This is a genomic window from Streptomyces huiliensis, from assembly GCF_020037025.1.
GTDB classification, from domain to species: Bacteria; Actinomycetota; Actinomycetes; order Streptomycetales; family Streptomycetaceae; genus Streptomyces; species Streptomyces huiliensis.
Window position 1 is genome coordinate 71,779 of sequence record NZ_JAIQLH010000055.1, and the last position, 8,792, is coordinate 80,570.

General features: G+C 74.3%; 6 protein-coding genes. 3 read left to right on the plus strand and 3 right to left on the minus strand.

Annotated elements, in window-relative coordinates; translation table 11 throughout:
• Positions 1-74: 74 nt before the first annotated feature.
• Positions 75-2,564: a GTPase-associated protein 1-related protein gene (locus tag JNW98_RS11760; protein ID WP_223768100.1), complete on the minus strand. Its 2,490-nt coding sequence runs from the start codon at positions 2,562-2,564 to the stop codon at positions 75-77.
• A 454-nt stretch (positions 2,565-3,018) separates the two neighbouring features.
• The gene (locus JNW98_RS11765; RefSeq protein WP_223768101.1) at positions 3,019-3,480 is read right to left on the minus strand and encodes a MarR family winged helix-turn-helix transcriptional regulator; all 462 of its coding nucleotides are present in this window, start codon (positions 3,478-3,480) and stop codon (positions 3,019-3,021) included.
• Between the two features lie 137 nt (positions 3,481-3,617).
• Here JNW98_RS11765 and JNW98_RS11770 point away from each other — a divergent pair, with 137 nt between their 5' ends.
• Positions 3,618-4,550 carry a quinone oxidoreductase family protein gene (locus JNW98_RS11770; RefSeq protein WP_223768102.1) on the plus strand — a complete coding sequence of 311 codons (933 nt, stop codon included), beginning with the start codon at positions 3,618-3,620 and terminating at the stop codon, positions 4,548-4,550.
• Positions 4,551-4,655: 105 nt separating this feature from the next.
• Here the strand turns inward: JNW98_RS11770 and JNW98_RS11775 are convergent, their stop codons facing one another.
• A complete protein-coding gene (locus JNW98_RS11775) occupies positions 4,656-5,783 on the minus strand; it encodes a bile acid:sodium symporter family protein (RefSeq protein WP_223768110.1) in 1,128 nt (375 codons plus the stop codon).
• 95 nt (positions 5,784-5,878) lie between these two features.
• Between JNW98_RS11775 and JNW98_RS11780 the strand changes: the two genes are divergently transcribed.
• Complete coding sequence (locus JNW98_RS11780; protein ID WP_223768103.1) at positions 5,879-6,826, plus strand: LysR family transcriptional regulator; 948 nt, start codon at positions 5,879-5,881, stop codon at positions 6,824-6,826.
• A gap of 229 nt (positions 6,827-7,055) precedes the next feature.
• Positions 7,056-8,792, plus strand: a 1,737-nt coding sequence (locus JNW98_RS11785) for an AMP-dependent synthetase/ligase (protein ID WP_223768104.1), incomplete at its 3' end; no start/stop codon positions are given.

An 8,792-nucleotide genomic window follows, 5' to 3' on the forward strand; every position in this document is an offset into this window, starting at 1 on the left:
CGCGGTGACGCCATGGCCGCGTGCTGCCGTGACCGGTTGACTCCCGTGACCCCGTGCCCCGGGGTTAGGCCCGCTCAGTCCGGCCGCGCCGCCCTCCCTCCCGCCGTCCGGCATAGAGAGCCGAGCCTGCCGAGCACGCCGGGGCGTCTGTTCCAGTCGAGGAACATCTCGCCCCAGGGGCCGTCCTGTTCACTCAGGAACCATTGGACTTCATCCAGCTCCTCTCGGCTCATCCGCCGGACGGCGGGCCGTAGCACGGTGGTCAGCAGGTCGTTCCGGATGCCGTCCCAGAGAGCGCTCGCTCCGGCCTCGACGTTCCAGGCGACGAAGCACACGCCCGCGAACTCGGACGAGCGGCGCAGGACGAGGTCGGCCAGCCCGCTGCGGGCCATGCGGGCGTAGGCGGTGAGCAGTTCCTCGTCGCCGGAGCGGACGAGCGCGGAGAGCTCGTCGTGGCAGGGCTCGCCGGAGAGCAGTCTGCGGAGGAGGGCCCCGCACACCCGCTCGTCGACGGCCGGTTCCAGCGGTGCCGCCTGGTCGCGCAGGGCGAGGACGCGGGCGGCGAAGCCCGGCAGTTCCTCCCCGTCGGCGAGGGCTCCGGCCTGGTCGAGGAGGAGGAGTGCCGCGCGGCGGCGGGGGTCGAGCCGCCGACCGCACCGGAGGATCAGCGTCCGGGCGACGGCGGGCGCGTGCTCGTCGTCCGGGCCGCTCTCCAGTGCGGACCGGACGAGTGCGTCGTCGAGGCCCGCGGCGCGGTGCCGCTCGGCGGGCAGCCGGGCCAGCAGGGCGGCGGCCTCGGCGGGGGTGGGCCGGGCACTGCCCCAGATCAGCCGGTAGGCGGTGCGCAGCACGGCCGGGTCGGAGCCGTGCCGGCGCCCGGCCGTGCGGATGAGCGCGGCGAGGAGGTCGGTGCGGTCCTCGTCCGGCGGGAGCGGCCGGCCGGCCACGGCCGCCGCCATGCGCAGGTGAGGGTGGTCCACCAGCTGCTCCTTGGGAAAGCCGGTGCTGAGGAGACGGACGACGGACGAGGGGTCGCCGGTGGCCGCGGTGCGCTCCAGGGCGTCGAGGACGGCGGCGGTGAGCCCGGGACGTCCGGTGACCGCGCCCCACACCCGTTCCCGGTCCTGCGCGGCGTCGCCGAGGAGTGCGGCGCTCAGGCGGGCGGTGAGCACGGGGGTGTGGTCGACCCGCAGGGCCTCCGCGAGGCGGAGGAGGGACAGCACCTGTTCGAGTGGTTCGCCGGGGGCGGCGCGGTCGAGCTCCGCGCGCAGGTCGCGTCTGAGCCGCTCGCCGGCGGGGTGGTCGGCCAAGGGGGCGAAGTGCTCGGCGAGTTCGGCCAGGGCGGCCCACTCCGCCGAGGCGCGGGGCGTGCCGCCTCGGGCCAGGGCGGCGATCATCCGGCCCGGAACCGCCTGATCCGTTCGATCCGCTCGGTCCGCTCGGTCCGCTCGATCTGCTCGGTCCGTCCGGTCGCCCGAGGCGTGCTGGGCGTGCTGGGCGTGCTGGGCGTGCTGGCGGATCCAGCGGGCGGCGGCCGCCCGCCCCGCCGAGTCCAGGACGATCCCTTCGCGGAGTGCGACGGCGGCCAGCCGGCCGGCGTCGTGCGTGGTGTCGCGGTCGCCGGCCGAGCGGAGCCGGGCGGCCTCGGTGAACAGCGCGGGCTTGCCCGCCAGGAGGACCCGGGCGGCCACGACGGCCCAGGGGTCGGGTTCGTCCCGGACGGGGCTGGACTGTCCGCCGGCGCAGTCGTGGACGCGGTAGCGGCGGTCGGCCGCCACATGGGCGTAGTCGAAGTCCGAGCCGGGGAGGGCGCCGACGATCTGGTGCCGGGCGAGCAGGGGGTGGCGGGTGTAGGTGGTGAAGGTGAGCCGGTGGGCGTGTTCGCGGGGCAGGACGGCGCTGGCGACGGCGATCCAGTGCGCGATGCGGGTCGTGTCCCGCTCGATGACGAGGAGTTGCGGCGAGTCGGGGCTGCGGAACAGGGCCCGTACGTCCGTGAGGAACGGTTCCAGGCGCTCGGCGCGGGCGGTGACGAACTCCAGCAGCCCTTCCTTGCCGATGCGGCGGGCCGGTGCGAAGGCCGCCAGGGGGACCGGGACGCCGTCGTCGGGGGTGGCGTCCGCCCAGGAGGGGGACTCCCACGCCTCGATGGGCAGCAGCCCACCGGGGAGCGGTCCGTCCTGTGTCAACCGGACGGCGTGCGCGTGGAAGGCGTGACGCCGGCCGCGGAGGTAGGTGCCGGTACACACGGTGCGGCAGAGCAGGCGGGTGCCGTCGGAGAGGCGGTTGTGGCTGAAGACGACGGGGAGGCCGGTGTGCTCGCCGGAATCGGTGGCAGGGTCGGATGCGGTGACAAGGCCGGATTCGGTGACAAGGTCGGATGCGGTGCGAGCGGCGGGAGTTCCACGGGCCGGGGCGGACGGCGGAGCGACGTCCGGCGGCTCGTAGGCGAGCAGTGGCTCGGTCTCCCCCAGCAGCAGAGCGGGCAGGTCGGCGCTGGCGGCGGTGAAGCGGGGGCCCGAGGCCGCGGACGAGCAGGAGTAGTGCAGTTGCTGCAGGCTCACTCGGGCTCCTTTCGCGGTGCGGGATTACGGCACGCCGCAAGCCGACGGCGTTGCGCGGGAGGGGAGTTGCGGAGGCGGGGCGGTCGCCGCGGCGGCCGCGGGGCCGGGCGCGCGGCAGCGTACGCGGGGATGGCGGTTCCCTCCGCCGCGTACCGGGAGGGGAGCCGCGGCCCGTTCGGGCTCGGTCTCCCGTTCCGTGCCGTGTCCCGTGGGACCGCGAGGCCCCCGGCGCCCCAGGCCACTCGCACCACCCCGATTCCTCAACCGCCCGTCCACGCGAAGCCATCCCACCAGATCCGAGGGGAGGCCGTCCGGAGTTTGGCCGAATATCAGGGCCGGCCCAGGGTCGTCTCCGGGCTTTCCCCTACTCCGGTCCCCCAAGGGTCCTACTCCGCCCCGGCTTCGCACCCGCGGCGGCGGCCGGTGGACGCTCAGGACCGCCGGCCCGAGCGGGTCAGCCCTGGTCGACGACCCGGGCGAGCAGGGCGAGGAAGAGCTCGCGCTCAGCCGGCGAAAGGGCGGACAGCAGCGCCTCGTTGGCCTCGTCCCCCAGCTTGGTGAGGCGGTTGAGGCGCTTGCGGCCCTCGTCGGTGAGGGTGATGGCGTTCTTGCGGCGGTCGGACGGGTCGGGGGCGCGGGTGATCAGCTCCTGCGCCTGGAGGTCGTTGAGGATGCCGACCATGTCCTTCGGGTCGAACCCGGTGGTGCGGCCGAGCTCCGCCTGAGCCACCGGCCCGAGGTCGGCCACGGCCGAGAGCACCGCGTGATGGGGCATCCGCATGCCGTCCTGGGCGAGCGCGTCGGCGACGAGGCGCCGTCCGCGGGCGGAGGCGCGGTTGAGCAGCCAGCTCGGGAGGGCCTGGATGTGGGTGAGGGCGGGCTCACCGGCGTCGGGGTCTGTACGTGTGTGTGCCATGCGTCGAGGGTAGCCCGGAACTCGTTGGGAATCCCCACGGAAAACCATTGGAATCCCCAACGGCATCCGCTACAGTCGAAACCGTTGGGGCCGCCAACGAAGGCGCCCCGGCCCAACCACGACTGCGGAGGTGCGGCATGCGACGTGTCTGTTACTACGAGAACGGCGGCCCCGAGGTCCTGCGAGTCGAGGAGGCGGAGGTCCCCCGTCCCGGCCCGGGCCAACTGCTGGTGCGCGTCGAGGCGATCGGTGTCACCCTGCCCGTGACACGGAAGGTCCGCGAAGGCGGGCAGGCCCTCCCGGCGGGGCTGGGCGGCGACGTGGCGGGAAAGGTCGTCGCGGTCGGTCCGGACGTGACGGGGTTCCGGCTGGGCGAGCGGGTCACCGGCCTCTGCTTCGGCGACGGCTACGCGGACTACGCCCTGCTGGAGACGTCGATGGCGTCCCGGATCCCCGAGGGGGCGAGCGCCACCGATGCCGTCGCCCTGGTCCGCTGCGGACTGGTGGCGAGAGGCGCCTACGAGGCGGCACGTCCCACCGGGGGCGAGACGGTGCTGGTCACGGCGGCGGCGGGCGGCGCCGGCCACCTGGCCGTCCAGATCGCCCGGGCCCGCGGCGCGGGCCGTGTGGTGGCGGCGGTGGGGTCGCCGGAGAAGCTCGGCTTCGTCCGGTCCCTGGGCGCCGACGAAGCCGTCACCTACGACGAGGAGTCCTGGGGCGAGCCGGTGGACGTCGTCCTGGACGCGGTCGGCGGCGACCTCCTCACCCCCGCCGTACGGGCGCTCGGCCCCGGCGGGCGGCTGGTGGCCTACAGCTCCGGCGGGGGAACCCTCCAGGCGTACGACCTGCTGGTCGGCGCGAAATCGGCGATCGGCTTCCAGATGGCTCTGATAGCCCGTCACCGGCCCGACGTGATGGCGGAGTGGCGGCAGGACCTCTGGGCGCTGTACGCCGAGGGCCGGCTCCGGCCGTGCGTCCACGCCGAACTGCCCTTGGAGGACGCCGCCAAGGCGCACGAGATCATGGAATCGCGCGCCAATCAGGGAAAGGTGGTCCTGCGACCGATGTGACACCGCGGTCGCGCCCGGGCGCCGGTGAGTGTGGTCGGGCCCGCCTCTCCGGCGCGCACCCTCGGAGAGGCATGGCCGAGTGGACGTCTCGTCCGCTGACCACCGCTACCGCCGCGCGGGTCCGATCGCGGCCTGGTCCGGCGCGGTCCGATCCCCGGTCTCCGCGCCCGCTGCCACCTCGTCCGCTGTCACGTCGTCCGCTGTTACGTCGTCCACTGCCACCTCGTCCGGCGTCGTCTCCGGTGCGTCGCTCTCCGCCCGGCGGGCGAACCGCTTGGCGAGGACGGCGCAGACCATCAGCTGGAGTTGGTGGAAGAGCATCAGGGGCAGGACCGCGAGGCTGGAATCGGCTCCGAAGAGGACGGTGGCCATGGGCAGTCCGGCGGCGAGGCCCTTCTTCGAGCCGGCGAAGACGATGGCGATCCGGTCGGCGCGCGGGAAGCCGAGCCGGCGTGCGCCGTAGCCGGTGAGGACGAGCATGACCGCCAGCAGGACGGCTTCCACGCCCAGCAGGGCCAGCAGCCTCCAGGGCGTCACCTGACTCCAGACGCCGCGCACCATGCCGGCGCTGAAGGCCACGTAGACGACCATCAGCACGGAGGTGCGGTCGACGCGGCCCAGGACGGTGCGGTGGCGGCTGATGAAGCCGCCGATCCAGGGGCGCAGCGCCTGGCCGGCGAGGAACGGGACGAGCAGTTGCAGGACGATCGACAGCAGGGAGTCGAGGGAGAAGCCGGCCCCGCTGTTGCCGAGCAGTGCCGCCGCGAGGAGGGGGGTGAGGACGATGCCGATGAGGCTGGAGAAGGAGCCCGCGCAGATGGCCGCGGCCACGTTGCCGCGGGCGATGGAGGTGAAGGCGATGGCCGACTGGATGGTGGAGGGCACCAGGCAGAGGAAGAGGAAGCCGTCGTAGAGGCTGGGGGTCAGGACGTAGGGGACGAGGCCGCGGGCGGCGAGCCCGAGCAGGGGGAAGATCACGAAGGTGCAGCAGAGGACCGCCGTGTGCAGCCGCCAGTGGCGCAGGCCCTCGATGGTCTCCCGGGTGGAGAGCCGGGCGCCGTAGAGGAAGAAGAGCAGACCCACCAGGATCTTGGCGGCCACGCCGGCCGCCGTCGCCGCCGAGCCGCGGGCCGGCAGCAGCACCGCCAGCAGGACCGTGCCGAGCAGGGCGGCCACATAGGGGTCGACGGGTACGCGGGACAGGAAGGAGGTCGGAAAGGCTGGTCGGCGCATGTCCGTCAGCTTCTCCCGGGCAGCGCTCATCGGGAACCCCGTTCACCGTGCTGACTGTCATCACGGATAGCGATGGGCGGCGGTAGGCTCGGGCCATGTTCGATCCGGTGCAGTTGCGGACCTTCCTCGCGGTCTCGCAGACGCTCAGCTTCACCCAGGCCGCCCACCGCCTGGGGGTGCGCCAGTCGACCGTCAGCCAGCAGGTGCGCAGGCTGGAGGAGGCGGCCGGACGACAGCTGTTCGTCCGTGACACGCACAGCGTGGAGCTGACGGAGGACGGCGAGGCCATGCTCGGCTTCGCGCGCACGATCCTGGAGGCGAACGAGCGGGCCGCCCACTGGTTCGCGGGGACGCGGTTGCGCGGGCGGCTCCGCTTCGGGGCCTCCGAGGACTTCGTCCTCACCCGGCTTCCCGAGGTCCTGGAACGCTTCCGGCGTGAGCATCCGGAGGTCGACCTGGAGCTCACGGTGGACCTGTCGGACACGCTGCACGAGCAGATGGCGGCCGGGCGCTTCGACCTGGTGCTGGTCAAGCGCCATCCCCGGCAGCCGCAGAACGGCCGGCTCGTCTGGCGTGACCGCCTGGTGTGGATCGGCAGCGAGCGGCTGCGTCTGGACGCCCGCCGGCCCCTGCCGCTGGTCGTCTTCCCGTCGCCGGCGATCACCCGGGCCCGGGCCATGGACGTGCTGGAGCGCGACGGCCGTCCCTGGCGGGTGACGTGCACCAGCCGCAGCCTGAACGGGCTGGTCGCGGCGGCCCGGGCCGGGCTGGGGGTGATGGCGCACACGCGCGGCATGATCCCGCCGGGGCTGGTGCCCGTCCCGGCCCGGGCCGGGCTGCCGGAGCTCGGCGCCATCGACGTCGTCCTGCTCCAGGGTCCCGGTTCCGGATCCGAACGGGACGGGGCGGCGCGGGATGACGCGGTGCGGGATAAGACCGTGCGGGACGACACGGTGCGGGACGCGGTGGAGGCGCTGTCGCAGGCGATTCTGGCGGCGGGCGACCGGCTGCACACTCCGGCCGGGGCCGCCGACGGCGCCTGAGGCGGTGGGCGGGCACCGGCGGGGAGCGGTGGGGAGCGGTCGGAAGTCGTCGGAAGTCGTCGGGAGTCGTCGGGACCGGTCGGAACCCGGTGGCAAGCGATCGGGCCAGGTCACGGAGATTTCGTGCAGATACCGTGAGCCCCGTTCGTCTACCGGAGCCTCAGGGTTCACCGTTAGGGGATCGGGTACGGTCACCCGCGCTGTGCGGAGCGTGGCGAGGAGCGAGGTTGTGCGCGAGATCACCGTCCCACCCCTGATACCGCCGCCTGTCTCCGGCGGTCTGGCGGACACCGTGTTCGAGCGGGCCGCCGCCGCTCCCGGCCGGACCGCGTTCGCCCGCAGGACGGCCGGCGGCTGGCGGGACGTGACGGCGGCGGCCTTCCGGGACGAGGTCATGGCTGTGGCAAAGGGCCTGCTGGCCGAGGGCGTCCGCGCCGGCGACCGGGTCGCGATCGTCTCCCGGACGCGTTACGAGTGGACGCTCTTCGACTTCGCCCTGTGGTGCGTCGGCGCCCAGTCGGTGCCGCTGTACCCGGGCGCCTCCGTAGAGCAGGTCTTCTGGACGCTGCACGACGCGGAGGTCTCCGCCTGCGTCGTCGAACACGGGGACCACGCCATGACCGTCGGTTCCGTCATCGACCGGCTGCCCGGCCTGCGCCGGCTCTGGCAGCTCGACGCGGGCGCCGTCGAGGAGCTGACCGCGGCCGGCGCCGGGATCCCGGACGAGCGGGTCGACCGACGGCGTGCCGCCGTCACCCCCGACACGCCGGCCACCGTCCTCTACACCCCGGGGACCACCGGCCGTCCCAAGGCGTGCGTCCTCACCCACGCCAACTTCATGGCGGAGACCGACAACCTCGTCGGCCGTTTCGGCCCGGTCTTCCGTCCGGGCCCGGGCCCGGGTCCGGGTCCCGGCCCCGACCACGGTTCCGGTTCCGGCTCCGGTCCCGGCCACGGTCCCCGCGGGCAGGCGTCCACCCTGCTGGTCCTCCCGCTCGCCCATGTTCTCGGCCGGATGATGCAGGTCGCGGCCGTGCGGTCCGGGGTCCGGGTGGGGCACCAGCCCAGCCTCTCGGAGGCGGCGTTCCTGCCGGAGCTGCGGAGTTTCGCCCCGACGTTCCTCGCCGCGGTGCCCTACGTCTTCGAGCGGGTCTTCGCCGCGGCCCGGCGCGAGGCCGAGCGCGCCGGGCGCGAAAAGACGTTCGAGAGAGCGGTGGAGGTGGCCGTCCACCATGCGAGCGCCCTGGAGGACCGGGCGTTCGGCACCGGCCCCGGCCCGGGCACCGCCCTGCGCGTCCGGCGCCGGGTCTTCGACCGGCTCGTCTACTCCGCGCTCCGGGAGAGCCTGGGCGGCCGGCTGCGGTTCGCGCTGTCGGGTGGCGCCGTCCTCGACCGGCGCCTCGGCCTGTTCTTCGCGGGTGCCGGCATCACCCTCGTGGAGGGCTACGGCCTGACGGAGACCACGGCCGCGGTGACGGCCAACCCGCTCGGCCGCCCGCGCTCCGGCACGGTCGGCACCCCCGTCCCCGGCACGGGCGTGCGCATCGCGGACGACGGCGAGGTGTGGCTGCGCGGCCCCCAGATATTCAGCGGCTACCTGGGCGATCCGCGCGCCACCGAGGCGGTCCTCCGCGACGGCTGGCTGGCCACCGGCGACCTGGGCGCCCTCGACGCCGACGGCTACCTGACGATCAGGGGCCGCAAGTCGGAGTCCCTGGTGACCGCCGACGGGACCGACGTCCTGCCGTCCGCCCTGGAGGAGCGCGTCCGGGCGCACCCGCTCGTGGACCGCTGCCTGGTCGTCGGCAACGGCCGGCCGTTCCTCGCCGCCCTGGTCACCCTGGACCGCCCGGCGGTCGCGCACTGGTGTGCGATGCGCGAGCGGCCCGTCCCCCTGCCCAGCGAGCTGGTGCGCGATCCGGAGCTGGAGGCCGAGATCCGGCGCGCCGTCGTGGCCGCCAACGCG